The sequence below is a fragment of the Nocardia rhamnosiphila NBRC 108938 genome (genome assembly GCF_000720425.1).
GTDB lineage: Bacteria > Actinomycetota > Actinomycetes > Mycobacteriales > Mycobacteriaceae > Nocardia > Nocardia rhamnosiphila.
This window is the reverse complement of record NZ_JOAJ01000004.1, coordinates 171,732-197,922: the sequence shown is the minus strand read 5'-3', so window position 1 is coordinate 197,922 and position 26,191 is coordinate 171,732. Positions and strand designations below refer to the sequence as shown.

Annotated in this window: 24 protein-coding genes; 14 read left to right on the top strand and 10 right to left on the bottom strand. The window is 70.1% G+C overall.

Annotation, left to right across the window (positions count from 1 at the left end):
* The first annotated feature begins 80 nt into the window (after nucleotides 1-80).
* The 3 genes from IG75_RS0116785 to IG75_RS0116775 all read left to right on the top strand — a co-directional run bounded on the left by IG75_RS0116785 (nucleotide 81) and on the right by IG75_RS0116775 (nucleotide 2,973).
* Nucleotides 81-1,076: a hypothetical protein gene (locus tag IG75_RS0116785; RefSeq protein ID WP_036514358.1), complete on the top strand. Its 996-nt coding sequence runs from the start codon at nucleotides 81-83 to the stop codon at nucleotides 1,074-1,076.
* A 126-nt stretch (nucleotides 1,077-1,202) separates the two neighbouring features.
* Nucleotides 1,203-1,781 (top strand): sigma-70 family RNA polymerase sigma factor, encoded by a 579-nt coding sequence (locus IG75_RS0116780; protein ID WP_030522222.1) that lies wholly within the window; start codon nucleotides 1,203-1,205, stop codon nucleotides 1,779-1,781.
* 94 nt (nucleotides 1,782-1,875) lie between these two features.
* A complete protein-coding gene (locus IG75_RS0116775) occupies nucleotides 1,876-2,973 on the top strand; it encodes an anti-sigma-D factor RsdA (protein ID WP_245713346.1) in 1,098 nt (365 codons plus the stop codon).
* Between the two features lie 158 nt (nucleotides 2,974-3,131).
* Here the strand turns inward: IG75_RS0116775 and IG75_RS0116770 are convergent, their stop codons facing one another.
* A complete protein-coding gene (locus IG75_RS0116770) occupies nucleotides 3,132-3,545 on the bottom strand; it encodes a DUF5319 domain-containing protein (protein ID WP_030522220.1) in 414 nt (137 codons plus the stop codon).
* A 246-nt stretch (nucleotides 3,546-3,791) separates the two neighbouring features.
* Here IG75_RS0116770 and guaB point away from each other — a divergent pair, with 246 nt between their 5' ends.
* The 3 genes from guaB (at nucleotide 3,792) to guaA (ending at nucleotide 8,971) form a co-directional block, all read left to right on the top strand.
* Nucleotides 3,792-5,333 carry an IMP dehydrogenase gene (gene guaB / locus IG75_RS0116765; RefSeq protein ID WP_081876939.1) on the top strand — a complete coding sequence of 514 codons (1,542 nt, stop codon included), beginning with the start codon at nucleotides 3,792-3,794 and terminating at the stop codon, nucleotides 5,331-5,333.
* A 673-nt stretch (nucleotides 5,334-6,006) separates the two neighbouring features.
* The gene (locus IG75_RS0116760; protein WP_030522218.1) at nucleotides 6,007-7,188 is read left to right on the top strand and encodes a GuaB3 family IMP dehydrogenase-related protein; all 1,182 of its coding nucleotides are present in this window, start codon (nucleotides 6,007-6,009) and stop codon (nucleotides 7,186-7,188) included.
* Between the two features lie 205 nt (nucleotides 7,189-7,393).
* Nucleotides 7,394-8,971 (top strand): glutamine-hydrolyzing GMP synthase, encoded by a 1,578-nt coding sequence (gene guaA, locus IG75_RS0116755; protein ID WP_030522217.1) that lies wholly within the window; start codon nucleotides 7,394-7,396, stop codon nucleotides 8,969-8,971.
* Between the two features lie 61 nt (nucleotides 8,972-9,032).
* Here guaA and IG75_RS0116750 read toward each other — a convergent pair whose 3' ends face one another.
* Complete coding sequence (locus IG75_RS0116750; RefSeq protein WP_051714667.1) at nucleotides 9,033-9,275, bottom strand: hypothetical protein; 243 nt, start codon at nucleotides 9,273-9,275, stop codon at nucleotides 9,033-9,035.
* A complete protein-coding gene (locus IG75_RS0116745; RefSeq protein ID WP_063834153.1) occupies nucleotides 9,268-10,848 on the bottom strand; it encodes a PspC domain-containing protein in 1,581 nt (526 codons plus the stop codon). The genes IG75_RS0116750 and IG75_RS0116745 overlap by 8 nt, the downstream gene beginning before the upstream one ends.
* A 160-nt stretch (nucleotides 10,849-11,008) precedes the next feature.
* Here IG75_RS0116745 and IG75_RS0116740 point away from each other — a divergent pair, with 160 nt between their 5' ends.
* The 3 genes from IG75_RS0116740 to IG75_RS0116730 all read left to right on the top strand — a co-directional run bounded on the left by IG75_RS0116740 (nucleotide 11,009) and on the right by IG75_RS0116730 (nucleotide 13,826).
* The gene (locus IG75_RS0116740; protein ID WP_081876938.1) at nucleotides 11,009-12,478 is read left to right on the top strand and encodes an ATP-binding protein; all 1,470 of its coding nucleotides are present in this window, start codon (nucleotides 11,009-11,011) and stop codon (nucleotides 12,476-12,478) included.
* Nucleotides 12,465-12,767, top strand: coding sequence for a hypothetical protein (locus IG75_RS0116735; RefSeq protein WP_030522213.1), 303 nt, complete (start codon nucleotides 12,465-12,467; stop codon nucleotides 12,765-12,767). Before IG75_RS0116740 ends, IG75_RS0116735 begins: the two co-directional genes overlap by 14 nt.
* Nucleotides 12,768-13,169: 402 nt before the next feature.
* Nucleotides 13,170-13,826 (top strand): response regulator, encoded by a 657-nt coding sequence (locus IG75_RS0116730; protein WP_030522212.1) that lies wholly within the window; start codon nucleotides 13,170-13,172, stop codon nucleotides 13,824-13,826.
* A gap of 9 nt (nucleotides 13,827-13,835) precedes the next feature.
* Here IG75_RS0116730 and IG75_RS0116725 read toward each other — a convergent pair whose 3' ends face one another.
* Entirely contained in the window at nucleotides 13,836-14,993 is a 1,158-nt protein-coding gene (locus tag IG75_RS0116725) for a class I SAM-dependent methyltransferase (protein ID WP_030522211.1), read from the bottom strand.
* Nucleotides 14,994-15,162: 169 nt separating this feature from the next.
* On the opposite strand from IG75_RS0116725, the gene IG75_RS0116720 reads away from it, so the two are divergent.
* Nucleotides 15,163-15,786: an AMIN-like domain-containing (lipo)protein gene (locus IG75_RS0116720; RefSeq protein WP_030522210.1), complete on the top strand. Its 624-nt coding sequence runs from the start codon at nucleotides 15,163-15,165 to the stop codon at nucleotides 15,784-15,786.
* A 157-nt stretch (nucleotides 15,787-15,943) separates the two neighbouring features.
* The gene (locus IG75_RS0116715) at nucleotides 15,944-16,474 is read left to right on the top strand and encodes a hypothetical protein (protein WP_030522209.1); all 531 of its coding nucleotides are present in this window, start codon (nucleotides 15,944-15,946) and stop codon (nucleotides 16,472-16,474) included.
* A 70-nt stretch (nucleotides 16,475-16,544) separates the two neighbouring features.
* Here IG75_RS0116715 and IG75_RS0116710 read toward each other — a convergent pair whose 3' ends face one another.
* The gene (locus IG75_RS0116710) at nucleotides 16,545-18,134 is read right to left on the bottom strand and encodes a DNA polymerase Y family protein (protein ID WP_051714666.1); all 1,590 of its coding nucleotides are present in this window, start codon (nucleotides 18,132-18,134) and stop codon (nucleotides 16,545-16,547) included.
* Entirely contained in the window at nucleotides 18,124-18,915 is a 792-nt protein-coding gene (locus IG75_RS0116705; protein WP_051714665.1) for a hypothetical protein, read from the bottom strand. Before IG75_RS0116705 ends, IG75_RS0116710 begins: the two co-directional genes overlap by 11 nt.
* A 235-nt stretch (nucleotides 18,916-19,150) precedes the next feature.
* On the opposite strand from IG75_RS0116705, the gene IG75_RS0116700 reads away from it, so the two are divergent.
* The gene (locus IG75_RS0116700) at nucleotides 19,151-20,275 is read left to right on the top strand and encodes a serine/threonine-protein kinase (protein ID WP_030522206.1); all 1,125 of its coding nucleotides are present in this window, start codon (nucleotides 19,151-19,153) and stop codon (nucleotides 20,273-20,275) included.
* 14 nt (nucleotides 20,276-20,289) lie between these two features.
* Here the strand turns inward: IG75_RS0116700 and IG75_RS0116695 are convergent, their stop codons facing one another.
* Both IG75_RS0116695 and IG75_RS0116690 read right to left on the bottom strand, forming a co-directional pair.
* Nucleotides 20,290-20,754: a MarR family winged helix-turn-helix transcriptional regulator gene (locus IG75_RS0116695; RefSeq protein WP_030522205.1), complete on the bottom strand. Its 465-nt coding sequence runs from the start codon at nucleotides 20,752-20,754 to the stop codon at nucleotides 20,290-20,292.
* A 66-nt stretch (nucleotides 20,755-20,820) separates the two neighbouring features.
* On the bottom strand, nucleotides 20,821-21,996 hold the full coding sequence (locus tag IG75_RS0116690; protein ID WP_156058950.1) for a hypothetical protein: 1,176 nt from the start codon (nucleotides 21,994-21,996) through the stop codon (nucleotides 20,821-20,823).
* Nucleotides 21,997-22,335: 339 nt separating this feature from the next.
* On the opposite strand from IG75_RS0116690, the gene IG75_RS0116685 reads away from it, so the two are divergent.
* Nucleotides 22,336-23,190, top strand: a complete 855-nt coding sequence (locus IG75_RS0116685; RefSeq protein WP_030522203.1) for a Bax inhibitor-1/YccA family protein — start codon at nucleotides 22,336-22,338, stop codon at nucleotides 23,188-23,190.
* 113 nt (nucleotides 23,191-23,303) lie between these two features.
* Here the strand turns inward: IG75_RS0116685 and IG75_RS0116680 are convergent, their stop codons facing one another.
* Nucleotides 23,304-23,927 carry a PAS and ANTAR domain-containing protein gene (locus IG75_RS0116680; protein WP_156058962.1) on the bottom strand — a complete coding sequence of 208 codons (624 nt, stop codon included), beginning with the start codon at nucleotides 23,925-23,927 and terminating at the stop codon, nucleotides 23,304-23,306.
* 179 nt (nucleotides 23,928-24,106) lie between these two features.
* Nucleotides 24,107-24,967, bottom strand: coding sequence for a helix-turn-helix transcriptional regulator (locus IG75_RS0116675; RefSeq protein ID WP_030522201.1), 861 nt, complete (start codon nucleotides 24,965-24,967; stop codon nucleotides 24,107-24,109).
* Nucleotides 24,968-25,159: 192 nt separating this feature from the next.
* Here IG75_RS0116675 and IG75_RS0116670 point away from each other — a divergent pair, with 192 nt between their 5' ends.
* Nucleotides 25,160-26,158, top strand: a complete 999-nt coding sequence (locus IG75_RS0116670) for an SDR family oxidoreductase (RefSeq protein WP_051714664.1) — start codon at nucleotides 25,160-25,162, stop codon at nucleotides 26,156-26,158.
* Nucleotides 26,159-26,191: the final 33 nt, after the last annotated feature.

The window sequence follows — 26,191 nt, the reverse complement described above, 5'->3', positions numbered from 1 at the left end:
AGATAGCTGGGTCGCCGGTGATCCGCGGGGCCCCGCCTGTTCCGTCCGGCGGTGGATCCGGCGGCCGGTACAGTGCGTCGGTGATCGCCCCCGGCACCCGCCTCGAATCCGATTCCCGCTCGGCCGCCGACGCCGCGTTCGGTGCGCGAACGGGCCGCACCGCTGCCGAGTTGCCGGAACCGTTGGAACCCCTCGAAATATGGTGGCGAGCGGTCGCTCTGGGTGGTGCGGGTCACTACGCCGCCGCCCGCACCGCGCTGCGGCGCCTGTCCGCGGCGACCACCGATCCGGTGTTGCTCTCACTCACCGCCTCGACACAGGGGTCGCTGTTACGTCAGCTCGGCTGGCACCAGCGGGCCGCCGGATACGACGGCCGGGCCGCGGCACTCGTCCTCCCGGCGGCGGCCGCCCCTCCGGCCACGCCCCGGCCGACGGCTCCGGTCCCGGACCGTGGACCCGGCCCGGGTTCCCGATCCTCGCGTCCGGCGAAAGCTGCGGCGGCCGGGCTGGGCGATTACGGCCGCCGGCCCGATGCGGTCGATGCCGCCGCCGACGCGCTGATCGGCCTGGCGGCCGATGCCCTGGGCGTCGGCCGGACCGCCCTGTCCAGCCGGCTGCTGGATCGCTGCGTGGCCCTGCTGGATCGCCCGGCGGCCGAATGCGGCGCGCTCGATGCCGATATGCCGGAGCGGTCGCGGACCCGGGTGCGGCTGTACTGGGTCCGCGCCGAAACCGCGCTGGCCGACGGTCACGGCGCGCCGGCGCTGGCCGCGGCGGAGGCCGCGCTCACGCTGGCCGAACAGGGTCCCTCGGTCCGGCATCGGATCAAATCGCGATTGCTGGTCGCCGCGGCCGCGAGCGCCACGGGGCAGCAGGCCCGCGCCCTCGCGCTGGCGGACCGTATCGATGAGGAATGCCGTGTCTCCGGTTCGGTTCCGCTGCGGTGGGCCTGTGCCATGCTGCGCGGCGGTTTGGCGGCCGGACCGGGCGACCGCGACACGGCGGCCGCCGACGCCGAGGCGTGTCGCGCACTCATCTCCCGGCGTGGCGGGCGATTTCGCGATGCGCGTGGGTAACCCGAGTTCCACCGTCTCGACCCGTACCGCCGCCGGTGTCCTATTGTGGACCCGTTCCGCTGGACCGGCGGAAGCACCGGTCATCCCAGACCGTGCCACTTTGTAACGCCAGGAATTCCGCTGACGATGACGCACACGGGCGAAGAGTTGGACCGCGCCGTCGCCGCCGCTGCGCAGGGCGACAGGTCTGCTTTAGCTCAGGTACTGGAAATGGTCCGCCCGCTGGTGATGCGCTATTGCCGCGCGCGGATCGGTGTCGCGGAGCGTGGACAACTCTCCGCGGACGATGTCGCGCAGGAGGTCTGTCTAGCGGTCATGACCGCGCTACCCAGGTATCAGGACCAGGGTAGGCCGTTCATGGCCTTCGTATACGGAATCGCATCGCACAAGGTTGCCGACGCCCATCGCAACGCCTCCCGTAACAAGGCGGAGGCGATGGCCGAAGTACCAGATGTCATATCCACCGACCACGGCCCGGAGCAACGAGCTCTCGAATCGGAAACCAGCCGGCAGATGAACGCTCTGCTGGCCACTCTTCCGGAGAAGCATCGAGAGATCTTGATCCTGCGCCTGGTCATGGGTCTGTCAGCAGAAGAAACCGCAACCGCCGTGGGCAGTACGGCGGGCGCGATTCGGGTAGCCCAGCACAGGGCGCTCGCAAAATTGAAGGCACAAGTGGCGAGGGCAGGTGAAATGTATGGCTAGGGATGGCGGGCGCGGTCGGGGCGACAAATGGGCGCGGCGTGCATCGCGAAACACCGATCCCTATGCCGAGGGCTCCGGTGCCGGATCCGAACCGGTGGATATCGTCGCAGTTCGTCGTGATGACGAACTGATCGACGCTATCGCCCGTGGCGGACCCGTCCCCACCGAGAGCACCGAGGAACTCCAGCTGGCGACATTGCTGGCGGATTGGCGGGCCGAGATCGTGGCACCGCCGCTACCCGACGCGCCCGACCTCGATACCGTGGTCGCGGCGGTCAACCAGGAGATCGGTGCCCGGCAGGCGCGGATCGGCGCGCAATCGGGAGGCCGCTTGCGGCTGCTCCGCCCGATCGCGACCACCGCCGCCGCGCTGGCACTCGTATTCGGTGGGCTCTCCGCGTTCTCGTATCAGGCCGAACCCGGCGACGCGCTGTGGCGCGTCAAAGAGGTGGTGTTCAGCGAACAGGCCCAGAGCACCGTCGTGCAGTACGCCGGTGACGATCTGGCCGCCGCGCAGACGCTGCTCGACCAGGGCAGGCCCGACGAGGCGCGGGAACGGCTGGAGCAGGCTTCGGCCAATACGACCCAGGTCAACGACCCGACCAAGCGCAACGAACTCGTCGAACGCTGGAATCAGCTGTTCGATGAGGTCCGGAAGGTGATACCGCCGGACGTCGCCGCACAGCTGGAGCAGATCGCTCCCTCGCCCGATCCGGGCGCACCGGTGCCGCCGTCGCGTCCCGGTGGGACCACGGAACGGCCTGGGAGCACGGTGACCACCACTCCGGGCCCGGGCAGCGAATTGCCGTTCGATCGGCCGAGCGGCCCAGGCGGCAGTGACAAGCCGAGCGCTCCGGACGTCCAGGCACCCGATCGGCCGGGGCCGGGCACCGACCGGCCGGATACGCAGGCACCGGGCACCCACACTCCGGACACCCCGGCGCCGGATACACAGGCGCCCGATATCGCCCCGGACGGCACCACCGTCCCGGGCGTTCCGGGTACCACCACTCCGAACGGACCGGGTGTGGACTCGGTGGAGCCGTCCACGCAGGCGCCGCCGTCCACGATCAGCACACCCGGCCCGGCGCAGCCGTCGACCCTGCCGGTGCCGCAGACCGTCGTGCCGGCCCCGTCGGTTCCCCAGCAGGCTCCGACCACGTTGCCGCTGCCGGGAGGCGCCACCAACTGAACGCCGACACACCGATGGCCATCCACCTGGAAATTGTGGATGGCCATCGGTGTGTTCGGCCACAGTCGGTGTGAGTGCCGGGGAACCGGGCGTAGCCATGAAAAGTCGATCGGCCGCCTGGTGCGGCCGATCTGCCGGGCGAACCGGCTACTCCGAAGTCAGCTGTCGAAGGCGTCGAACCCGTCGCCGTGGAATGCCTCGTTCATCGAGGCGTCCGCGTATCCGCGACAGTAATCCCAGGTGACGTAGGCTTCCGGAGTCGGGTCGTAGGCGGGCTCGTGCGGGCGGACCGTGCCGTCGACGAGGAGCTGTAACAGATTGGCGCGCAGCATGTCCCAGTCGTGATAGTGATCCTGCCGACAATCCTCGCAGCTCACCACCAGCCCGCGGATACCGCGGTGCGCCAGTAGCGCCTCGTAGACTGCGAGATCGGCGAGATCCTCCTCGACCGCAAGGCGCTCGTGAGGATCCAGCGGTTCCCCCGGCTCGATGGCATCGAGCGCGGCGGACGGGTCGGCGGGGTCTCCGGCGAACGGATCCGGCGGCAAGCCAGGTGGTAGATGGTCACGCACATCCCCACGGTACGCAGAACAGGGTGGTCTGCGCCAGCCGTCCGCGCCGTCAGTTTCGCCGATGCCCTCAGTTGATCCACGGTCCAGGCGGACCGATACCATGGTGACACGGCGCCGACGAGTACCGATCACCCGGCCACCACCGGTCAGAACCGAACCGGTGCCGTAGTCCAATCCCAGTAACAGTTCGCTATCGGGTCGCCGCACCCCGTTAGCTCTGCCGACGTCCAGGAGGGGTCGATCCGAATGAGTAATCCCGTACCGGGCGAGCGCACCGTAGTCCGCCCTCATACGGGTGGTGACGATCCGAACAAGATCGCCATGCTCGGCCTCACCTTCGACGATGTACTGCTGCTCCCCGCCGCTTCGGATCTGATCCCCAGCTCGGTCGAGACATCCAGCCGGCTGACCCGGGAGGTCCGCCTGCGGACCCCGCTGGTGAGCTCCGCCATGGACACCGTCACCGAAGCCCGGATGGCCATCGCCATGGCCCGGGCCGGAGGCATGGGTGTCCTGCATCGCAATCTGTCGGTCGCCGATCAGGCGAGCCAGGTGGAAACCGTCAAACGGTCCGAAGCCGGGATGGTCACCGATCCGGTGACCTGCCGCCCCACCGATACTCTCGCCGAGGTCGACGCCATGTGCGCCCGGTTCCGGATCTCCGGCCTGCCGGTGGTCGACGAGACCGGCGCGCTGGTGGGCATCATCACCAATCGGGATATGCGCTTCGAGGTCGACCAGAACCGGCGCGTCGCCGATGTGATGACCAAGGTGCCGCTCATCACCGCCCAGGAGGGTGTCACCGCCGAGGCCGCGCTCGGCCTGCTGCGCCGGCACAAGGTGGAGAAGCTGCCGATCGTGGACGGCGAGGGCCGGCTGCGTGGGCTCATCACCGTGAAGGACTTCGTCAAGACCGATCAGTTCCCCGACGCCACCAAGGACCGCGACGGCCGCCTGCTGGTGGGTGCCGCGGTCGGTGTCGGAGACGACGCCTGGTCGCGTGCCATGACCCTGGCCGACGCCGGAGCCGATGTCCTCGTGGTCGATACCGCGCACGGTCATCAGCGTCAGGTGCTCAGCATGGTGAGCAAGGTGAAGGCCGAGGTCGGTGACCGCATCCAGGTCGTCGGCGGCAATATCGCCACCCGGGCCGGTGCCGCGGCACTGGTCGAAGCGGGGGCCGACGCGGTGAAGGTCGGCGTCGGACCGGGCTCCATCTGCACCACCCGCGTGGTCGCCGGTGTCGGCGCCCCGCAGATCACCGCCATCCTCGAGGCCGTCTCCGCCTGTAAACCCGCCGGGGTCCCGGTCATCGCCGACGGCGGTATCCAGTTCTCCGGTGATATCGCCAAGGCGATCGCCGCGGGCGCCTCCACCGTGATGCTCGGCTCGCTGCTGGCCGGTACCGCCGAATCCCCGGGCGAACTGATCCTCGTCGGCGGTAAACAGTTCAAGAGCTACCGCGGAATGGGTTCGCTGGGCGCCATGCAGGGGCGTGGGCAGGCGAAATCCTTCTCCAAGGACCGCTACTTCCAGGACGACGTCCTGGCCGAGGACAAGCTCGTCCCGGAGGGCATCGAAGGGCGGGTGCCCTTCCGCGGCCCGGTCAACCAGGTGATCCACCAGCTGGTCGGCGGCCTGCGTGCCGCCATGGGTTATACCGGTGCCCAGTCGATCACCGACCTGCAGGAAGCGCAGTTCGTACAGATCACCGCCGCGGGGTTGAAGGAAAGCCACCCGCACGACATCACGATGACCGTCGAGGCGCCCAACTACACCGGTAGGTGAGGCTCGGGCGAGGGCGCGCACCGGCGGTGGGCGCCCTCGACCGCCAGCCGCGACCACAGGAACCTGGGTTCTGCGGTCCGCCCGGATCGGTTCGACAGCGGATGAATGTTTCGCCGACGCCGCAACGGTTGATGCCGATCACCCCTCACCGATGCCGCAGCGTTGCCGAGGATCGGCGCGTCCAGTGTTCCGCCGCGTCCGCATGGCGACCCGGACCTCGAATGCCGACGCAACCCGCATGCGTCGAGTGTTGCGAGACACCTCGAAGGGTTGAGGCCCCGTCTCGCCCCTTGGCCGAAGATGCTCAAAGGTCGCCCTCCATGGACGGCCCACCGCACATCGCATGAGCCGAAGGCTCGAGTCTCGAGGCCGAAACGGCGAGACCGAGGGGGCCTCGACCCCGCGCGCGCCAGCGCGCCGAAGACACAGCCCCCCGTGCGCCGGAGGCGCGCCGGACAACACTGTAAGGTCTACGTGTAATTACGCGGTTCACCAGGTGAAACCATGACATCGGCGCCTCGTTTCGCGAGGCCCACACCGGGGCGCTGCCCGTTCCGCGTTTTCGCTCTCGAAACGTAGGCGCGGCAGGCGTGGTTTCGCGAGCGGGGAACGTGGGGCGAGGGGGCCGAGAACCCACGCGCGGCAGCGTGCCACCGACACAGGAGTTATTTTCGTGCGCGATATGGTCGAGATCGGAATGGGTAGGACGGCTCGCCGGACCTACGAACTGGACGATGTCGATATCGTTCCGTCGCGCCGGACCCGTTCGGCGAGCCAGGTGTCACTGGCTTGGCAGCTCGACGCGTACCGGTTCGATATCCCGTTCCTCACCCACCCCACCGACGCCCTGGTCTCGCCGGAATTCGCCATCGAGATGGGCCGGCGCGGTGGGCTGGGTGTCATCAACGGCGAGGGTCTGTGGGCGCGGCACGCGGATGTGTCCGCCAAGATCGAGCAGCTGCTGGAGCTCGCGGACAAGGGCAGCTATCAGCGGGCCGTGGCCTTCCTCCAGGAACTGCACGCCGCCCCCATGCAGCCCGACCTCCTCGCCGCCGCGGTAGCGCAGGTACGGGCCGGCGGGGTCACCGTCGCGGTGCGGGTCAGCCCGCAGAATGCCCAGAGCCTGACCCCGGGCCTGCTGCAGGCCGGAATCGACCTGCTGGTGGTGCAGGGCACCATCATCTCCGCCGAACACGTCGGTGACGGCGAACCGCTGAACCTGAAGACGTTCATCGCCGAACTCGATGTGCCGGTCGTGGCCGGCGGGGTGAGCGATCACCGCACCGCACTGCACCTCATGCGAACCGGTGCCGCCGGGGTGATCGTCGGCTACGGATCGCAGGAGGGCGCGACCACCACGGGCGAAGTCCTCGGTATCGGGGTACCGATGGCCACCGCCATCGCCGATGCCGCCGCGGCCCGCCGGGACTATCTCGACGAAACCGGTGGCCGCTACGTGCACGTCATCGCCGACGGCGATATCCACACCTCGGGCGATCTGGCCAAGGCCATCGCCTGCGGCGCGGACGCCGCCATGCTCGGCGCGCCGCTGGCCCTGGCCACCGAGGCCCCCGGCCGCGGCTGGTACTGGCCGTCCGCGGCCGCCCACCCGTCGGTGCCGCGCGGTGCGCTGCTGTCGCTGGACGAACCGTGGGACCTCGCCGACGAACTGCTCAGCGGGCCCGCGGCCCGCCCCACCCCGGTGCGTCCCAGCCTCGAACAGGTCCTCACCGGGCCTTCCGATGATCCGTTCGGCTCTCTCAACCTGGTCGGCGGCCTGCGCCGGTCCATGGCCAAGGCCGGCTACTCCGACCTCAAGGAGTTCCAGAAGGTCGGGTTGAGCGTCCGCGCCTGAGCGGTGCGTCCGTCGGGGTCCGAGCGGGGCGCACGGTGGCCGGCCGGCCCGGGCTCCGGCTCGGTCGGGACGTCGATCGCCGCCCGGCGGCCGCTTCTCGCCCGTCTCGGTGAGTCACCGCGGCGCCTCCGGGAAACGGCAGGTCGGCGCGGGCCGGGCCGCGAGGTGACCGACCTCGAGGGCTCGCGGAGCCATCACTAGAATCATGCGGGTGACGCATTCCCAGAGACCCGTACTCGTTGTCGACTTCGGTGCGCAATACGCGCAGTTGATCGCCCGCCGGGTCCGGGAGGCGAAGGTGTACTCCGAGGTGGTGCCGCATACCGCCACGGTCGCCGAGATCGCGGACAAGCAGCCCCTCGCGGTGATCCTGTCCGGTGGCCCGGCCAGTGTGTACGCCGAGGGTGCGCCCTCGCTCGATCCGCGGCTGTTCGATATCGACGTGCCGGTCTTCGGGATCTGTTACGGATTCCAGGCGATGGCACAGGCGCTGGGCGGCACCGTGACCAACACCGGGACCCGCGAGTACGGGCGCACCGAACTCGATATCGACGGTGGCCTGCTGCACGAGGGTCTGCCGGGCGTACAGCCGGTGTGGATGAGCCACGGCGACGCGGTCACCGACGCGCCGGAGGGTTTCACGGTCACCGGTACGACAGTGGGCGCGCCGGTCGCGGCGTTCGAGCACCGGGCGCGCCGGCTGGCGGGAGTGCAGTACCACCCCGAGGTGCTGCACTCGCCGCACGGCCAGCAGGTCCTGAGCCGCTTCCTGCACGAGATGGCCGGGATCGCGCCGACCTGGACGGCGGCCAATATCGCCGAGGTCATGATCGAACAGGTGCGGGAGCAGATCGGTGACGGGCACGCGATCTGCGCGCTTTCCGGCGGGGTGGACAGCGCGGTGGCGGGCGCCCTGGTGCAGCGCGCCATCGGCGACAGGCTGACCTGTGTGTTCGTCGATCACGGGCTGCTGCGCGCGGGCGAACGCGAGCAGGTGCAGCGGGATTTCGTGGCGGCCACCGGGGCTCGGCTGGTCACCGTGGACGCGGTGGACAAGTTCCTGGGCGAGCTGAAGGGCGTCACCGACCCGGAGGAGAAGCGCAAGATCATCGGCCGCGAATTCATCCGGTCCTTCGAGGACGCGGTGGGCGAGGTCGTGGGCGAACAGACGGCCGGCGATGCGGCCCCGACGGTGGAGTTCCTGGTCCAGGGGACGCTGTATCCGGACGTGGTGGAGTCCGGTGGGGGTAGCGGCACGGCGAACATCAAATCGCATCACAATGTGGGCGGGCTGCCCGAAGACCTGGAGTTCGAACTGGTCGAACCGCTGCGGCTGCTGTTCAAGGACGAGGTCCGGGCGGTCGGCCGGGAGCTCGGGCTGCCGGAAGAGATCGTGGCCCGCCAGCCGTTCCCGGGCCCGGGTCTGGCGATCCGGATCATCGGTGAGGTCACCGAGGACCGGTTGCGTACCCTGCGACAGGCCGACGCCATCGCGCGCGAGGAACTGACCGCGGCCGGTCTGGACGGGCAGATCTGGCAGTGCCCGGTGGTGCTGCTCGCGGATGTGCGCAGTGTCGGTGTGCAGGGCGACGGCCGCACCTACGGGCATCCCATCGTGCTGCGGCCGGTGTCGAGTGAGGACGCGATGACCGCGGACTGGACCCGGTTGCCCTACGAGGTGCTGGAACGTATCTCCACCCGGATCACCAACGAGGTAGCGGAGGTCAACCGGGTGGTATTGGATGTGACGAGCAAGCCCCCGGGCACCATCGAGTGGGAGTGACGACGAACCGGCCGGACCTGTAGAGGTCCGGCCGGTTCCGTTCGTCCGGAGTGTCCGGTGCTCAGCGGCGCCTCCGGGGCGATACGACCAGGGCCAACCCGGCCACTATCGCGACCGCGACGACGATCCAGCCGATCGGGACGACCGTGGTGAGTCCCCACTGGGTGGGTCCGGCCAGCGCCCAGGCGCTCAGGCCGAGCGCCAGCAGGCCCACGAAGAACAATCCGGGGGAGAAACCGCCGCGCCGGGCGTGCCCGCAGGTCGCGCGCCCATCGGTTCGCTTATCGGTCTGCTGGTCAGCCACGGCGCACCTCCGCATCGCCCATCCGCACGTGCACGTTCAAGTTCAGCACCGGCGCGTCCCCGCCGGGCCCGGTCAGCCCGTCGGGGCAGGTCGCCTCGCCCATCCGGACGGTGCAGTCGGTGCGTACGTTCATGTTCTCGGGTAACAGGACCAGCGCCTGGCCCATCTGCACGTCGACATCGACGGTCCGGTCCGCGGTGAGGTCGGTACCGCGCAGGTCGAGCGTGCCCGACCCCATGGTGACCTTGTACTCCGGCCGTATATCGGTGGCCGAGGCCGGCGCCCAGGTGCGGTCTCCCATGGTCGGGCTCTGCAGGTCCACCGGTCCGATCACCGCGGCGAACAGCACGAAGGCCGCCAGCGGAGCGGTGACCAGTAGCAGGCCGTGGCCGCGGCGCCGGAACGAACCGAACACCAGCCCCAGCCCGATCACCGCAAGGGCGATCGCGCCGATCCGCCCCGGAGTCATCCATTCGCTGCCCGCCACGGCTGTGGCACCCGCGGCGGCCGCCGCCAGGACCGCGAGGCCGAGGACGACCGGAGTGAAGCGGGAACGTGGACGCGGCTCGACGGCCGGTGCGACCATCGTGCGGGCCGGTGCGGGTTCGGGCAGATCCCAGGCCAGCGGCGCGACACCCAGGGGGTCCCAGGAGGGCGGGGTGCGGTGTGCGAATTCCGCGGTGCCGGGCTTGTTCATATCGATCGTGGGGTGGGCGGCCCGAAAGGTAGCCGTCCCCGCGGTGGGCCGGTCTCCGGCCGGGTCGGCGGGAGCCGCCGACCCGCCGGGCGAGCTCTCGGCCTGCGCGGAATCGCCGGCCGCGGCGGTCGCGGAATCGCCGGCCCCGCCGCTCTGCTCGGTTCCCGTGACCCGCGCGGGGCCGGGGGCCGCGTCATCGCTCTTGGTGAGCAGTGGGCGCGCAGGTTGCGAGGGATCGGCGGCGGTGCCGCCCGAGGCCGACGGGGGCTGCGGGATGTCGGCCGGCGGGTCGGGGATGTAGCGGTCCGGCAGCCTCGTGTACGGCGTGTACACATCCGACGGGGGCGTGTAGGGGTCGGCCCCGCCCTGCGGGAACATGGCGCCCGGATATCCGGTGGTGCCGGGGTGACCCAGCGACTCCGGTTCGACGGTGCCGGGCGGTAACGGCGGTGGTTCGGGGGAGCGCATGTGCAGCATCCACCAGCCCGCGAGCATCAGCGCCAGCGAGATGACACCGGAGCCGCCGAGCCCGATCCCCACCGGGCCCATCGTGCTCACCGCGATCGCCAGCGCCACGATCAGCACGATGGTCTTGGTCTGATTCGGTGCTTCCCGGTCCTTGCGGGTGAGCGACTCCGCCATGGAACCGCGGCCCCCGGGCTCCGGGAACAGTAGCCATCCCGCCAGGTAGAGCACGATTCCGGCGCCCCCGAAAATGGTGGACACCACGAACGCCACCCGGACCAGCACCGGATCGATGCCGTAGCGATGGCCGAAACCCGCCGCGACTCCGGCGATCGGGCCCCGCCGGGGCAGCCGAACCGGCCGGGTCTGCCACATCTGCTGCAGCTGATCGCCGAAGCTCGTTCTCGTCATGGACCCCATGGTCCGCTCGGGGCGCCCGCCCGCGCATCCGGGTGAACCCTGAAGTTGGACCGGAAAACCTCCTGAGCACCGTCGATGGGGGCGACCCGAGACCGATATCAGGGTGTTTCCCCATGGCTGCCGGTATGGCTCTCGTGCCAGTATCGAGGGTATGTGCCCGTTCGGACCTGCCTTCTACACGCGGGGGGCCGCTGCCGGGTCCGGGGCGGTTCCCGGTGCCGATACCCCGCGCCTGGTGCGCCGTTCCGGCGGCCGGATCGTCGGCGGGGTGGCCGGCGGTGTCGCCGACCACCTGGGGATCGATGTACTCAAGGTGCGGATGGCCTTCGTCCTGCTGTCCGCGCTGGCCGGGGCCGGGATAGTCGCCTACAGCCTGCTGTGGATCTTCACTCCCGACGGCACCGATTCGGGACGCCCGTCGGGTACCGAGCGGCGTCAGGCGATCGGGCTGGCACTGCTCGGGCTGGGTTTGTCGGTGGCGGTGTCGTGGGCGTTCAGTGGCGCGGCGGCGCGGGTGATCGCGCCGATCGTGGTCATCGCGGTGGGCGCGGCACTGGTGTGGCGCGAATACGACGCCGACGGTCCGCGGTCGCTGATCGGAATACCGGCGAAACCGTCGGTGGTGACCTGGTCGCGCATCATCGCGGGCGTGACGCTGGTGGTCACCGGACTGGCGGTGGTGGTGCTGTCCCAGCTGGACTGGGGTTCGCTCGGTTCGGCGCTGCTGGCGGTGGCCGCGACCCTGATCGGGGTGGGTCTGCTGACCGTTCCGCTCGGGCTGCGGCTCATGCATTCGCTGAATGCCGAGCGCGCCGCGCGCATCCGTAACGAGGAACGCGAGGAGATCGCCTCGCACCTGCACGATTCGGTACTGCAGACGCTCGCCCTGATCCAGCGGCAGGCCGGTGACCCGCAGGAGGTGCTGCGGCTGGCGCGCAGTCAGGAACGGGAGTTGCGCCGCTGGTTGTTCGCCGATTCGGGACCGGCCGAATCCAGCCTCGCCGCCGCGCTGCGCACCATCGCCGGTGAAGTGGAGGACCAGCACGGGGTGAAGGTCACTCCCGTGACGGTGGGCGATGTGGCGATGGACGGTACGGAGAGCGGCGCCGGCCTGCCGAAGGAGCATTTCACCGCGGTGCTGGGCGCGACCCGCGAAGCTCTGGTGAACGCCGCCAAACATGCCGGGGTCTCCGATATCGACCTGTTCGCCGAGGCCGAACCGCACCAGGTCAGTGTGTTCGTCCGCGACCGCGGGACCGGTTTCGACCCCGATTCGATCCCCGAGGACCGTCACGGCCTGGCACGTTCGATCCGCGCCCGGGTGGAGCGCCGCGGGGGGACGGTGGAGATCGTCTCGGAGCCCGGCCGGGGTACCGAGGTCCGCATCATCATGCCGCGAACCGATTCCGGGTCCTCGGAGGCGGAAGAGCAAGTGAACGAAGTCCGGGACGAAACCGTGGAGTCCGTCCCCGCGCAGGCCTTCCGCCGGGCCGCCGCGCCCACCCCTGCCCCCGAACCGCAGGATCTGTCCCGGGTGGACGCCACCGAGGTCGTCACCGCAGGCCTCACCCGACCGCACCGGGCCGCCTCCGATCCTGCGCGCCCGAATGGTCACCGCTGATGAACTCTGCGGTGACGGGCGCGCCGAACTGCCCGCCCCGCTGCATCTACCCACCGGCCGGCCGCGCCCGCCGGCCTCGCCCTACGCGGGCGCCAACACGCCGATCGAACTCCACGCGAAACCGGAACGCGTCGCCCCTGCCGACGGGTCGGGGGCCCGATCGCATCCGAACCGACCCCGCCGCCCTGTCGCCCGCAGCGTGGATGTACTCGTTCGTCCGGGCCGGTTCGACTTCGAACTCGGTACCTTCCCGCGGCTGTCGGCGGGCGTGCATACCGGCGCGTGCTAACTCCGTCAGCGGCGTGGGGCAGGGAAGATCTGATCGACCCTCCGGGACCGCGGCCGAAACCTCCGTCTACGGAATAGCTGCTGTGCCTGGGGACCGGGCGGCACTCGCCCTCGCCGCCGGCCGGGTCGGCCGCACCCGGATCTCTTCCTCCCCGCGCATCTGGAACCATGTATCGCACGGTAATCGGCACTGGTGCCCCGCCCTACCCGGCCGCCTCGCCCGGCGCCGAGTCCGGCGAGGCCCACAAAGGGTTGAGGCCCGTCTCGCCCTTGGCCGGAGGTGCTCAATGGTCGTATCCTGCGGTCGGCCAACCGCACGTCGCATGCGGCGAAGCCGCGAGTCTCGAGGCCTGAACGGCGAGACCCTAGGGGGCCTCAACCCCGCGACGCCGCAGGCGGCGCCATGAATACAGAGAGGGTGGGCGTGCGGGTTTTTCTGGTGGATGATCACGCCGTTTTTCGTTCCGGAGTGCGGGCCGAGTTGAGCCGGGAGACGGATATGGAGGTGGTCGGGGAGGCCGGTGGGGTTGCCGAGGCCGTGGCGGGGATCAACAGCGCGAAGCCCGATGTGGTGTTGCTGGATGTGCATATGCCCGAGGGGGGCGGGGTGGCGGTGTTGCACGGTATCGACAGCGGTCCGGTGTGTCTGGCGTTGAGTGTGTCCGATGCCGCCGAGGATGTGATCGCGGTGATCCGGGCCGGTGCCCGGGGTTATGTGACCAAGACGATTTCCGGTGCCGAACTGGCCGACGGGATCCGCCGGGTGGCCGGCGGTGACGCGGTGTTCAGTCCGCGGCTCGCCGGTTTCGTGCTGGATTCGTTCACGGGGAAGTCTCCGGTGCCCGAGCCGCCGCTGGATCCGGAGCTGGATTCGCTGACCCCGCGTGAGCTGGAGGTGTTGCGTCTGCTGGCGCGCGGTTACACCTATCGGGAGATCGCCGAGAAATTGTTCATCTCGGTGAAGACGGTGGAGACCCATGCGTCGAACGTGCTGCGTAAAACGCAGCAGTCCAACCGGAACGCGCTCACCCGCTGGGCGCATCGGCGGCGTATCGACTGAGCGGCGGCGTCAGGGGCGGGTGGGGTCGTGCAGACCCCGTACCGAGCGGGTGACGGTGAATTTCCGGTTGCGGCCCATCACTTCGGTGCGTCCCACCATGCGTTCGACCACCGTGCGATGGTTGAGATGGTTGTTGTAGACCGTCCACAGCTCGCCGCCGGGGCGCAGTACCCGGCCGGTCTGGGCGAACATCTTGATGGCCGATCCGGTGTGCACGGCGGCGCCGACGTGGAACGGCGGATTACATACGACCAGGTCGGCGCTGTTGTCGGGGGCGCCGGACATGGCGTCGTCGCGGACCACCCGCACCCGGTCGGTGAGCTGATTGGCGGCGGCGGTGGCGGCGGCGGAGGCCACGGCGGCGGCGGACTGGTCGGTGCCGACCACCGCCAGCCCGGGCCGGGACCTGGCCAGTGCCACCGCCAGTATCCCGGTACCGCAGCCGAGGTCGACGGCGTCGCGGGCGTCGGGTTTCATCGCGCGCAGATGTTCGAGCAGGAACCGCGTGCCGATATCGAGGCGGGTGCCGGAGAACGCGGCGCCGTGCGCGACCACTTCGATTCCGAACTCATCGATGTGCTCGTGTACCGGGAAACGGGGCGCGCCCACCGGTTTCGGGCCGCGGACCAGCAGGGTGCGCGATTTCTGCCGGCCGCGGCTGGCCCGCACCTCGGAAAACGATTCGGCCAGTACCTCGTTCATGGCCTTGGTCAGGTATTTGTCGCGGCCGCCGGCGAAGACGCGGACCGCGGGATGGGCATAACGGGCGACGGCCTCGGCGATTTCGGCCAGACCGGCCAGGACGCGCGGTAGCCGCAGCAGGACGACGGTCGCACCGCGGAGCAGGGTCTCGTCCAGCGGATGGGAGGTGTAGCGGTCGGCGAGACCGTGGGCCCGGGCGTTGGCGGCCAGGGCGAGTTCGCCGGTGAGCAGATCCTGGTGGACGCGGATTCCGTGCAGGTCGTGGGCGGCGGCGGCGCCGAGGGTGAGGGCGCCGTAACCGTCACCGATCACCGCGACCGTTTCCCGGGCGGCGGCGGCTTCGGTGAGCGCTTCCGCGGCTACGTCGAGAATCAGGCGGTCGGCGGCATCGACGGCGTACAGGTTGGCGGCCTCCACATCCGGATAGCGGCGCAACCGTTCCAGTAGGTCCTCCACATCTCGCACAGGTCAAGTGTGCTAGATCGTTGCCGCGGCCCGCCGGCCGCCCCGCCGGATGGCCGGTGAACCCGCTGCGCGCGCCCCCGCGGGCCGGTCGGGGCGCGGGCCGGCCGTGGCACACCGGGAGAGAGCATATTCCCGCAGGACAGCGGTTACGCCGGTTAGCATCGGCCGCATGCGTACCGGGCGTGTTCTGGTAGTGGTGGCAATGCTGGGTTTTCTCGCGGGATGTGCCCACTCCGGCTCCACACCACCGGTTAGCTCTCCGGAGCTGGTGCCGGCGGTGCCGAGTTCGGAAGTGGCCACCCCCGGTGTGCCGCCGCCACCCGTCCCGTTGCCGGGTGAGCCGGTGCCCGCGCCCGACGATACGGTCCCCAAACAGGCCGAGGCCTCGCCGGGGGCCGCGCTGACCGTGACCGATATCAGGCTGAGCAGGCATGCGGGGTTCGATCGCGTGGAATACGACCTCGGCGGGGAGGGCACTCCGGGCTGGAGTGTGTGGTACACCGGCCGGGCGGTCCAGGACGGCAGCGGCCGGGAACTGGAGGTGGCGGGCGAATCGGTGCTCGAGGTACGGATCACCGGGTCGGCCTATCCCTTCGACAGCCGGGTGGCGCCTTACTCCGGTCCCGACCCGGCCACCGATCCGGCGGTTCCCGGGATCGCGGGGGTGTACCGGACCACGGTTTTCGAGGGGGTCACGCAATCGTTCGTCGGGGTTGCCGGCGACCGTCCGGGCTTCACGGTATCCACCGCCACCATGCCGAATCGCCTGGTCATCGACATCGCCACCGGGTAGCGTGTGGTGCGCCCGGTATCGGTTGATGATCAATGACGAGGCTGGGCGGTCGAAATACGACCCGACGCAGTACGGTTGACAGCACCGGCGGCTCAGATGTCCGGCGCGCCGGGGCGAAAATACGGGGTCGTGGGCATCCGAGGGGAGTTCAACACCTATGCGACGACTCGAACGAGCCGGTCTCGCCACCGCTGTGACCGTGCTCATCGCGGGTGGTTTCATCGCTGCCTGCTCGAACACCGTGACCGGTACCGCCCAGGTGAACCAGTCCGAGTTGCAGCTGTACACCTCCGAGGTCAAATCGTCGTCGGCCGCGGCGTCCTCGTCGCGAGCCGCCGCCGCGGCGGCCGCCGCCACCGATGTGTGCGAGGCGCTGCGCGACAACAACAATCCCGCGGTCGACGCGTTCAACGCCTATATCGATGCCAGTGACGCGAAGGCGCCCGATCTCGAGCCCAAGAAGCAGGCCGCGATCACCGCGTTGCGCGATACCGCCAACAAGATCGATCAGAATCTGAACCCCGATGTGCCCAACGATGTCTCCACTCCGATGCGCACCTACCGCGACAATCTGAGGTCACTGGCCGACCTGCTGGAACGCAATGCCTCGGTCGACGAGGTGAACGGGCAGATCGATACGTTCAACGCGGACAAGGACGCGGCGTTCGACGCCTGCGACGGGTACTGACAACCGCCCTTCTCGGGCGTCCTCGGCTCACACCCGATCCAAGATCTCGGACACCCTCTGAGCGCGGCGTTCATTCGTAGAGCCCTTCCACGTACCACCGGTCGTTCTGGGCGAACAGCAACAGACTGTGCGGGCCGGGTAGTTCCACCTGCGCGCGGGCACTGGGCGCCGTGCCGGACGACCACCACAGTTCGTCCAGGAGCCAGGGGCCGGCCCAGGCGGTGAGCCGCCAACTGGATCGCCCCCAGCGCAGCCGTGCCGGGGGTCCGCTGAACCCGCCGCGCTCGGTGATCCGCACCGGGGCGCCGTCGGCGGATTCCAGGGTGACCGGTGGACGGTCGAGCATGATCACGGCGGGGGCGGGTTCGGGGATCCGGCCCGGCCAGGGCGGCGCCGGATCGGTATGCGGGGCGCGTTCGTCGCCGAACGCGACCATGGTGACCCGTTCGGCCGGCCCGCGTCCGCCGCTGAGTACGCCCACCTGCACCGCGTCTCCACCGAGCAGGCCCTGGACGCGGACCAGGGCGCGCAGCGCGCGTTCGTCACCCGATCCGGTATCGCCCCACAGACCCAGTTGCAGGGCGCCGGCCGGTACCACCTCCACCGGCACCAGGTGCAGCAGGATGATCGGGCCGGCTGGACGGCCGTCCGGGGGACGGGTCAGCCAGCCGTCCAGCTGCCAGCGCACCCGGTCGGCGACGCCGTCGGCGGTCAGCGGTTCGGCGCAGCGCCAGACCCGGGACAGGTTTTCGCCCGTTTCGGTTTCGGCGCGGATCTCGAGCCGGGTGCAGGCCAGTGCGGCGGCCGACAGCGCCGCGGTGAGGCGGGTGGCAAGTAGCCGGCCGGCGAACGCGGCCCGGTCGACCCGGTCGATGGGTGGATCGCAGGGGAGCCGGACCTCCAGATCCGGTGCGGGCCGGCGCGGCGCCGGCGGGCGTTCCGGTAGGGCGCGGGCGGCGCGGTGCGCGCGGATCGCGTCCGTGCCGAACCGGGAGGTCACCTGGGCCGGTGTCAGCTCGGCGAAATCCCCGATCCGGCGCAGGCCCAGCCGGTGCAGCAGATCTATGAGCGCGGCCCGTTCCGCGGCCGCCGGGCCCGGTTCGGCCGCCAGCTCCGTGATCGGCAGCGGGGCCAGGAACCGGGCGTCGCCCCCCGGGGCCACGAGGGTCCCGTGCCGGGCGGCGACGATCGCGGTGGGTAGTTCGTCGGCGATACCCACCCGCGCCTCCACCCCGGCGGCGGCCAGCGCGGTGAGCAGGCGGCGGGTCGCGGCCTCGGCGGAACCGAAGTAGCGGACGACACCGCGGGCGGATAGGGCCAGCAGGCCGGGGCGCAGCACTTCCACGCCGGAGGCGAGGGTGTCCACGGTGGCGGCGACCGGTTCGAACAGCCGGGCATCACGGTCCGTGTCCTGGTGTGCCACCACGAGTTCCGGGCAGCGGCCCTGGGCTTCGCGTTTGCGCATACCGCGGCGCACCCCCGCCTCGCGGGCGGCGGCCGAGCAGGTGACCACCCGGTTCGCGTGGAGTACCGCCACCGGTTGTTCCGGCGGCAATCCCGCGCTCGCCGCCGCCGCGACCGCCGGCCAGTCCGGGCACCACACCGCCAGGACCCGGGGACCGCCGCGGGCGGTGCCCGGTGCGGTCCGGTCAGGAGGCAACCGACCGCTCCTGTCGTTCCGGTGCGCGGCCCTCGCCGGCTTCCGTGCCGGCCGGCGCGATCCACTCCACCCGGCCGGCGAGTGGGCGGGCGGCCAACCGGCCCCGGTGCGGTACACCGTCTTTGGCGCGGACCTCGACGTCGAGGCTGATGGAACGGATACGCCCGCTGCCCGTCCCGAGCCCGGTGTAGCCGGATACCTTCGCTTCCAGGTTCAGGTCCGGAGCCGGCCAGGAGCCGCCGGTGACGATCATGGTGGCGTTCTTTCCGCGGGCCTTCGCGGTGAGTACCCGGGCGCGGGCCGGGGGGATCGCGGCGCCGCCGAGGCCGAGCACCACCAGTTCCATACCGTCGAGCAACACCGCCGCCACCTCCGCCGGGTCCCGGCCGGCATCGGCGACCACCGCGATCCGATCCAGCCGGGCACCCATCTCCGCGGCGGCGAGCAGACCGAGCCCGGGCAGCCCGACGGTGGCCGCGTGCCCGCCCGGTTCGGTGACGGCGGCGAGCAGTCCGGCCAGCAACGATCCGGCGCCGGTGTAGGCCACCACGCTGCCCTTGACCAGGCCGCCTTCGGGCAGCAGGGGCGCCAGGGCCGGAGGTACGGGCAGGATCTCCCGCCGCAGGCCCGTCGCCGGCGCCACCGGTGCGGACAGGCCGTGCTCGCCGCGTGGCGCTGCCGGGGGGCCGGGTAGGCAGCCGCCGCCCGCCGCCCGGGCGCGCCGCAACCGGGCCAGTTGCCGCAGTTGGGCGCCGCTCGCCTTCGGTGGCCGTGCCGTCATACCTCACCCACTTCCGCGACGGACGCCGGACGGACGGCCGGTCGCACCGAAGTGGCCGGCACCGATCCAGCTAACTCCTGGTTCGAACATACATTCGACAGACTATCGGCTGAAACCCGCCCCCGGAAGTACCTCCGGCACCGCGGCGACCCCCCTACGGTGAACGAGGTCACGTGTGGCGCGGTCCGGCTCCGAATCCGGCCAGCTACCACCGAATTCGGCTAGTCTCACACCCATGATCGATCGCCCCCGTCCCATCGTCGGCCCCGACTATCTGGTGGCCGGCCGATACCGCCTGCAGTCCAAGCTGGGCGGTGGCGGTATGGGAGCCGTATGGGAGGCCCGTGACCGGCTGCTGGACCGCGACGTCGCCATCAAACAGGTGCTGTCCACCGCCGGTATGGACGAGGCCCAGGCCCGGCGGGTTCGCGATCAGATCGTGCACGAGGGCCGGGTCGCGGCGAAGCTGTCCCACGAACACGCCATCGCCGTGTACGACGTGGTGATCGAGGCCGGTGAACCCTGGCTGGTGATGGAGCATCTACCCTCGCGCAGCGTGGCCCGCGCGCTCGCCCTGGTGAGCGCCCTCCCGGTGATCGAGGTGGCCCAGATCGGCGCCCAGGTCGCCGACGCGCTGGCCGCCGCGCACCATGTCGGGATCGTGCACCGCGATATCAAACCGGGCAATATCCTCGTCGCCGATCGCGGCCCCGGAGTCGGGATGGCGAAGCTGAGCGATTTCGGTATCTCCCGAAATATCACCGAGGCCGCCGACGAACCGGACGGAATGATCACCGGTACGCCCGCCTATCTGCCGCCCGAGGTCGCGCGCGGCGCCCAGCCCACCGCGGCCAGCGATGTGTTCTCCCTCGGCGCCACCCTCTACACCGCCATCGAGGGGCAGCCGCCGTTCGGGATGGACGACGACACCGGCGCCATCGTGGAGCGCGCCGCCATGGCGCAGATCATTCCGCCGAGTCGCAGCGGCGTGCTCACCCGGGCGTTGCTGCACATGATGGAACCGGCCCCGCAGCGTCGTCCCACCATGGCCGAGGCGCGTGACGAGATCCTCGCCGCCGCTTTCGGTCCCGGCGCCGCGAGCAATATCCTCGGCGCCCCGGTGCGGACCGAGGACGGCACCATCCCCGCCTGGGCCGCCCGCAACTCCGCCGCCGGCCTGCGCAGCCCCCGCTCCGGCCCCCTGCCCCGGCGTGCGCAGCCGCAGCCGCCACGGCCCGCCGCGGTCGCGGCGCCCACCCCGCGGCCCGCTTCGCGGCAAATCGGTCCGACCGTGGCCGTCACCATCGGACTGCTGATCGGGCTGCTCATCATCATTGTGATCCTCGTGATGGTGATGTAGCGCTCCGCCGCGGATCAGCCCGGTAGTGGCCCGCCGCCGCTACCGGCTTCATCGAGCAGCGATGCCAGTATTTCCCGGAATTCGTTCGCGCGCCCGGCGCCCAGGATCCGGGCCCAATCCTGTTCCACCGTGATCATGCTGTCGCGCAGCGTTCCGAACGCCGCGCGTCCGCGATCGGTCAGGCAGATGAGTTTGGCCCGCCGGTCGGTGGGGTCCGCGACGCGTACGAGATAGCCGCCGCGTTCCAGCGTGCCAACCACCTGCGCGGTGGCCTGCCGGGTGACCCCGATCTGTGGCGCCAGGTCCGAAACCCGCTGCCCGCCCGCGAGCAGCGGCGGGAAGAATTGCAGAGCGTGCCGTGGATGGAGGTCGGGCATACCCGCGGCGGCGAACGCGGTGGCCAGCCGGACGCTGGTGGCGCGGGTCAGCCGGTACAGCAGCACGGCCGACGATGATGCCGCGGCGGTGGACTCGGTCATGGCGACGATTCTCGCCGAGCCGGTTGCTCACCGAGCGCGCCACCGGTGGCCTCGGCGCGGGCGAGGTCAGCAGAGCCCGGCCGTCTCACCGGTAGCCGCCGCGTAGGTGAGTGCCGGATAGTAGGGGCCCAGCCCCGGTTGCGGGTCTTCCGGATCGGCGTTCTGAACCGAACCGGTGAAGTTCGCGGCGGGCAACATGTTCCGCATGATCAGCAGGGTCTCGCCGGAGTTCGCGGGTAGCCAGGCGAGGTGGCAACTCGGGTCCGGCCGGTGCTCCGGGGCGGACACCACGATGGTGAACTCGCCGTTCTCGTCGACCGGGATCTCGTCGTCGACCAGGCAGCCCAGTGTGCTGGTCGATGGGACGTCGCCGCTGCACATCGACCAGTACCGCAGTTGGGCGGGCGCCGTCCGCGCCGCACCGGAGAATGTATCGGGAGTTTCGGGTAGCCGGCCGCGGATCACCGCGGCCCGGCCGGAATCGACCAGGGTGGCCAGGTACTTGTTGTCGGGATTGGGGAACAGTCCCCCGCCTTCGCGTCCGGCCCATTGCGGCGCGTGCGGCAGTGGTGTGGTCCGCCCACGGCCCAGCCGGGCGCGGCCCTCGGCGAACACGCCGTGCGGGTCGGAATCGCTGGTGTTCGTCCCGCAGTCGGCGAGTTCGACCGCAGCGCCGCCGGAGGTGTGCACGGTGGTCCGCGGTAGTCCGGTTCCGCCCATCGAATCGCGCCCGGCATCGGGCCGGTATACCCGGTAGATCACCGGGATCACGCCGTCGGTGGCGCGGGCGTAGAGGGTATTGGGTTCGGGGTTCGCCGGTCGGTCTCCGGCGACCACCCGGATCGTGTAGGAGCGGTTCGCGCTCTGCCGGTCGGCTCCGGCGGGGAAGGGATTCACCGAGCCGGCGTCCGGCACGATCGCCGCATCGGTCAGGACGTCTGTGGCCGCTCCGGCCGCGTACGAGACGAACGACATGTACCGCGCGTGCGGGTATTCGCCACGCATGGTCACGCTCGTTCCGGGCGCGGCGGGTATCAGGGTCATCCAGTAATTGGCGAAGGTGTCCGGGAAGGCGATGTTGAATGTATCCGCCCCGATTCGCGGGCTCCAGCCGCAGGCGATCTCCGGTGGTGCCGCGGTGGCGGGGGTGGCCGGCGCGGGGAACGCGGCGGCGCAGCCGGCGGCCACGCTCAGTACGAGTGCCCTGGCGCCGCGAATGTGGAGAAGAGCCCTTGTGGCCATGTGATCTCGTTTCCGTGTTCTGCCGAGTCGAAGGTGTGCGCTGTCGGGGCGCCTCGGGATTATAGGCAAGATCCTTGCGTAATTGCATCGGACACTCCGTGAATCGCAGGTAGCGGCATCCGGCGAGGTCGTGCGCGGCATCCGGTCGTCGGCGGTATTGCGGTCCGTGGTCCATCCGGGCCCGACCGGCGGTAAGGTCCGGTTTGTCTGTCTTGTCGTCCCGCCCGGGAACTCCACCGGGGGTCGTGATCGTTGGACGGACAGTTGGATATCGAGTAACAGCTCGAGCCGACGGTCGTGCTCCGGTATGGCCAACGAACTCCGAGAAAGGGATTTGCGGTGCGCGCCACAAGCAATCCGGTATTCAAGAATCTGCCGCGGCAGGAAACCGGCTACGCGAGCTTCGGCTCGGCTGCCGCCGGCGCGGGGCAGCTGGGCTACCAGTACGGCAACCAGCAGCAGTACCCGCAGCAATATCAGCAGCCCTACCCGCAGGCGCCGACCCGGTCGCTGACCATCGACGACGTGGTCACCAAGACCGGTATCACGCTGGGTGTCCTCGCGCTGTCCGCGCTGGTCACCTACCTGCTGACCAGCGCGAACAACGGCCTCGCGCCGCTGTTCGTCATCGGCGGCGGTCTCATCGGCCTGGTTCTGGTGCTGGTCGCCACCTTCGGCAACAAGGCCGACAACCCGGCGCTGGTGCTCTCCTACGCGGTCGCCGAAGGCGTCTTCGTCGGCGCCCTGTCGTTCATGTTCACCGATATCAGCTTCGGTGGCGCGGGCGGCGCGGGCATGATCGGCCAGGCCATCCTGGGCACCTTCGGTGTGTTCGCCGGCATGCTCGTCGTCTACAAGACCGGCGCCATCCGGGTCACCCCGCGTTTCACCCGCATGCTGATCGGTGCCATGATCGGCATCCTGGTCCTGGTGGTCGGCAACCTGATCGCGAGCTTCTTCACCGACGGCGGCTTCGGCCTGCGTGACGGCGGCCCCATCGCCATCATCTTCAGCCTGGTCGTCATCGCCATCGCGGCGTTCAGCTTCCTGCTGGACTTCGACGCCGCCGACCAGCTCATCCGCGCTCAGGCCCCGCCGAAGGCCGCCTGGGGTGTGGCCTTGGGCCTCACCGTCACCCTGGTCTGGCTCTACGTGGAGATCCTGCGCCTGCTGAGCTACTTCCAGAGCGACTAGTAGCGACCGCGACCGAGTGAAAACGGCTCCCACTCCGGTGGGGGCCGTTTCGCGTCCGGACGCCGATCAGCGGGTGTTCCACTGCCGAACCCCGGCGCGACTTCCACCCTCGGTCACGGCTCGGGCCGTTCGTGGACGGTGAGCAGGAGGTGGTCGAAGCGGGTGCGGGTGGGGGTTTCGGCGCCGCCGAACTCGCCCACCCCGGCGACCAGTTTGGCGGCCAGATCGCGGAGTTTGGTGTTGGTCTCCTGCGACCGCCAGATCAGCACCCGGAACGCCTGTTCGGCCGAAATCCCGTAGATCACCATCACCGCGCCCTTGGCCTGCTCGATCAGCTCCCGCGCCGCGACCATCCCGGGTATCGCGGCGTCGAGGGCGTCCTGGCGCTCTTCGCCGAGGGTGTCGGTGATGTCGATGTAGTAGCCGGTGGTGCCGGTCACCGCGCCGTTGTCGTCGAGCATCTGATCCCCGACCACCAGTACGTGGTGTACCTGGTCGGCCGTATCGATGAGGCGGTGGCGGCTGCTGAACGGCGCACCCGCGCCCACCACCATCGCCAATGTGTCGGAGACCTCACCGCGGTCCTCGGGATGCTTGTGCGCCAGCAGCAATTCGGTGGTCGGTTCCACCTCGCCGGGGGCGTAGCCGTGCAGGGCCGCGACCTCGTCGGACCACTCCCAGCGCTGTTCGGCCAGCCAGAACCGGAAACTGCCCGTGCGCTGCGACGCCGGAACCATCGGATCCGGGCCCTGTGAAACACTTTCCTTCCTCACCCGCTCATTCTCCTGCATGGCCGCGCGGGATGAGAACACGATCGACGAGTTGTCCGCCGACAACACCCGCCCTCTGCGATTTCCGGACAGAACGCGAACCGAGCTGCCGGCAGACGCATCACGCATCCCGCTGTTCCGGTCGGTCACCCGGCCGGAGGCGTCCCGGGGATGATCTGCTGGGCGCCGATGACGGAGAGAAGCCGGAGTTTCTCGTAGCTCTCGCTGCCGGGGACGGCGGTGTAGACGAGGAGCAGGTGGGACTGTTCGGGATCCAGCAGTGTCTGGCAGGTCAGTTCCAGGGCGCCGACCTCGGGGTGTGCGTAGCGTTTGACGCCGTTGTAGTGGATGCCGATCTCGTGCCGGTTCCAGACGGTGCGGAATTCTTCGCTGCGGTCGAGCAGGAGGTCCATGAGGTGAGCGGCCCGTGATCCGGGCCCCCGGAGCGTGACCATTTTGCGTAGTCCGGCGGCGAAGACGCGGGAGTGCAGCGCGTGGTCGTCCGGGTGGTACAGGGCCCGCGTCGCCGGGTCGGTGAACCACCGGTAGCCGATGCTGCGGGCCGGGCCGGTGTATCGGGTCGTGTCGCCGGTGAGCGCGACGCCGAGCGGGGTCTGCCGGAGTGTCTCGCCGAGTTCGGTGACGATCTCGGCGGGTGTATCGGGGAGCCGGTCGAAGATACGGAGCAGGCCGGGACTGATGTGCTCGCTGGTGGCGCCGCGCGCGGGTGGATTGTGCCCGGCGAGGCGAAAGAGGTGGTCGCGTTCGTCCAGGGACAGATACAGGCCCTGCGCGATCGAGGCGATCATCTGCTCGGACGGGTGCGGTCCGCGCGCCCGCTCCAGCCGGCTGTAGTAGTCGGTGGAGATATGGCAGAGCGTGGCGACTTCCTCACGACGCAGACCGGCGGTTCGACGCCGTTGCCCGCGTGGGAGACCGACGTCGTCGGGTTGCAGTGCTTCCCGGCGGCGGCGAAGGAACTCGGCGAGTCCCGCTCGATCGATCACGACTGTTTCCTCCTCCTCCGGTCCGGTGCTCTTCAGTCTGCCCGCGGGGCCGTATCGCTACCTGGGATCGTCGATCCCCCCTTCGAGCGACGGCGCACCGGCCTGGTCTGCCTGGGATCGAGAGGCCGTGGATATTACCGTGGGGCGCGCGCAACCTGAGTTCACATCCACCACCGAAATCAGGAGCAGCACATGCCACGCACACGACCGGACATCACCGTTCCCGACCTCTCCGGGAAGCTCGCCGTCGTCACCGGCGCCAGCGACGGTGTCGGGCTGGCCCTGACGACCCGCCTCGCCGCCGCCGGTGCCGAGGTCGTCATGCCCGTCCGCAACCGGCGCAAAGGCGAAGCGGCGATCGCGAAGATCGAGCGGCGGCATCCGGAAGCGGCCGTATCCCCGCGGGACCTCGACCTGTCGTCGTTGGACTCGGTGGCCGCGCTGGGAGACACCCTGCGCGGCGAGAACCGTCCGATCCACATCCTGGTCGACAACGCCGGCGTGATGACCCCACCGGACCGGCAGACCACCACCGACGGCTTCGAGCTGCAGTTCGGCAGCAACCACCTGGGGCATTTCGCCCTGGTCGCCCACCTGCTGCCCCTGCTGCGCGCGGGCCGTGCGCGGGTGACCTCGCAGATCAGTGTCGCCGCCAACGAGAACGCCATCAACTGGGACGACCTGAACTGGGAACGGTCCTACAACGGCCGCCGCGCGTACAGCCAGTCCAAGATCGCTTTCGGCCTGTTCGGGCTCGAACTGGATCGGCGGAGCCGGGCCGGGGGTTGGGGGATCACCAGTAATCTCTCCCACCCCGGCGTCGTCCCCACCAGCCTGCTGGCCGCGCGTCCCGAGGTCGGCCGGACACAGGACACCGTCGCGGTCCGTGCCATCCGTGCGCTGTCCCGCCGCGGCATTCTCTTCGGGACGGTCGAAACCGCCCTGCTCCCGGCCCTCGTGGCCGTGACCGCACCGGACGCGGGCGGCGGCCTCCTGTACGGTCCCAGCGGCTTCCGGCACCTGTCCGGCCCACCCGCCGAACAGGCCCTCTATTCCCGGCTGCGCGGTGCGGACGACGCGAAACGCATCTGGGCGATCTCCGAGCAGCTCACCCGCACATCCTTCCCGGTCGTCGAGCCTGCCCGGCCCGGCCCGGCGCCGACGGGTTCCGGGAGTCCGCGGACGCGGTGATCGGCGTGCGCCCGCGCTGTGCGCCGTATCCGC

Excerpts from the sequence above, each read along its gene's own strand:
- IG75_RS0116780 (WP_030522222.1), top strand. The coding sequence starts at position 1,203 with ATGACGCACACGGGCGAAGAGTTGGACCGCGCCGTCGCCGCCGCTGCG.
- guaB (WP_081876939.1), top strand. The coding sequence starts at position 3,792 with ATGAGTAATCCCGTACCGGGCGAGCGCACCGTAGTCCGCCCTCATACG.
- guaA (WP_030522217.1), top strand. The coding sequence starts at position 7,394 with ATGCGGGTGACGCATTCCCAGAGACCCGTACTCGTTGTCGACTTCGGT.
- IG75_RS0116745 (WP_063834153.1), bottom strand. The coding sequence starts at position 10,848 with ATGACGAGAACGAGCTTCGGCGATCAGCTGCAGCAGATGTGGCAGACC.
- IG75_RS0116740 (WP_081876938.1), top strand. The coding sequence starts at position 11,009 with ATGTGCCCGTTCGGACCTGCCTTCTACACGCGGGGGGCCGCTGCCGGG.
- IG75_RS0116735 (WP_030522213.1), top strand. The coding sequence starts at position 12,465 with ATGGTCACCGCTGATGAACTCTGCGGTGACGGGCGCGCCGAACTGCCC.
- IG75_RS0116730 (WP_030522212.1), top strand. The coding sequence starts at position 13,170 with ATGAATACAGAGAGGGTGGGCGTGCGGGTTTTTCTGGTGGATGATCAC.
- IG75_RS0116720 (WP_030522210.1), top strand. The coding sequence starts at position 15,163 with ATGCGTACCGGGCGTGTTCTGGTAGTGGTGGCAATGCTGGGTTTTCTC.
- IG75_RS0116715 (WP_030522209.1), top strand. The coding sequence starts at position 15,944 with ATGCGACGACTCGAACGAGCCGGTCTCGCCACCGCTGTGACCGTGCTC.
- IG75_RS0116705 (WP_051714665.1), bottom strand. The coding sequence starts at position 18,915 with ATGACGGCACGGCCACCGAAGGCGAGCGGCGCCCAACTGCGGCAACTG.
- IG75_RS0116700 (WP_030522206.1), top strand. The coding sequence starts at position 19,151 with ATGATCGATCGCCCCCGTCCCATCGTCGGCCCCGACTATCTGGTGGCC.
- IG75_RS0116695 (WP_030522205.1), bottom strand. The coding sequence starts at position 20,754 with ATGACCGAGTCCACCGCCGCGGCATCATCGTCGGCCGTGCTGCTGTAC.
- IG75_RS0116690 (WP_156058950.1), bottom strand. The coding sequence starts at position 21,996 with ATGGCCACAAGGGCTCTTCTCCACATTCGCGGCGCCAGGGCACTCGTA.
- IG75_RS0116680 (WP_156058962.1), bottom strand. The coding sequence starts at position 23,927 with ATGGTTCCGGCGTCGCAGCGCACGGGCAGTTTCCGGTTCTGGCTGGCC.
- IG75_RS0116670 (WP_051714664.1), top strand. The coding sequence starts at position 25,160 with ATGCCACGCACACGACCGGACATCACCGTTCCCGACCTCTCCGGGAAG.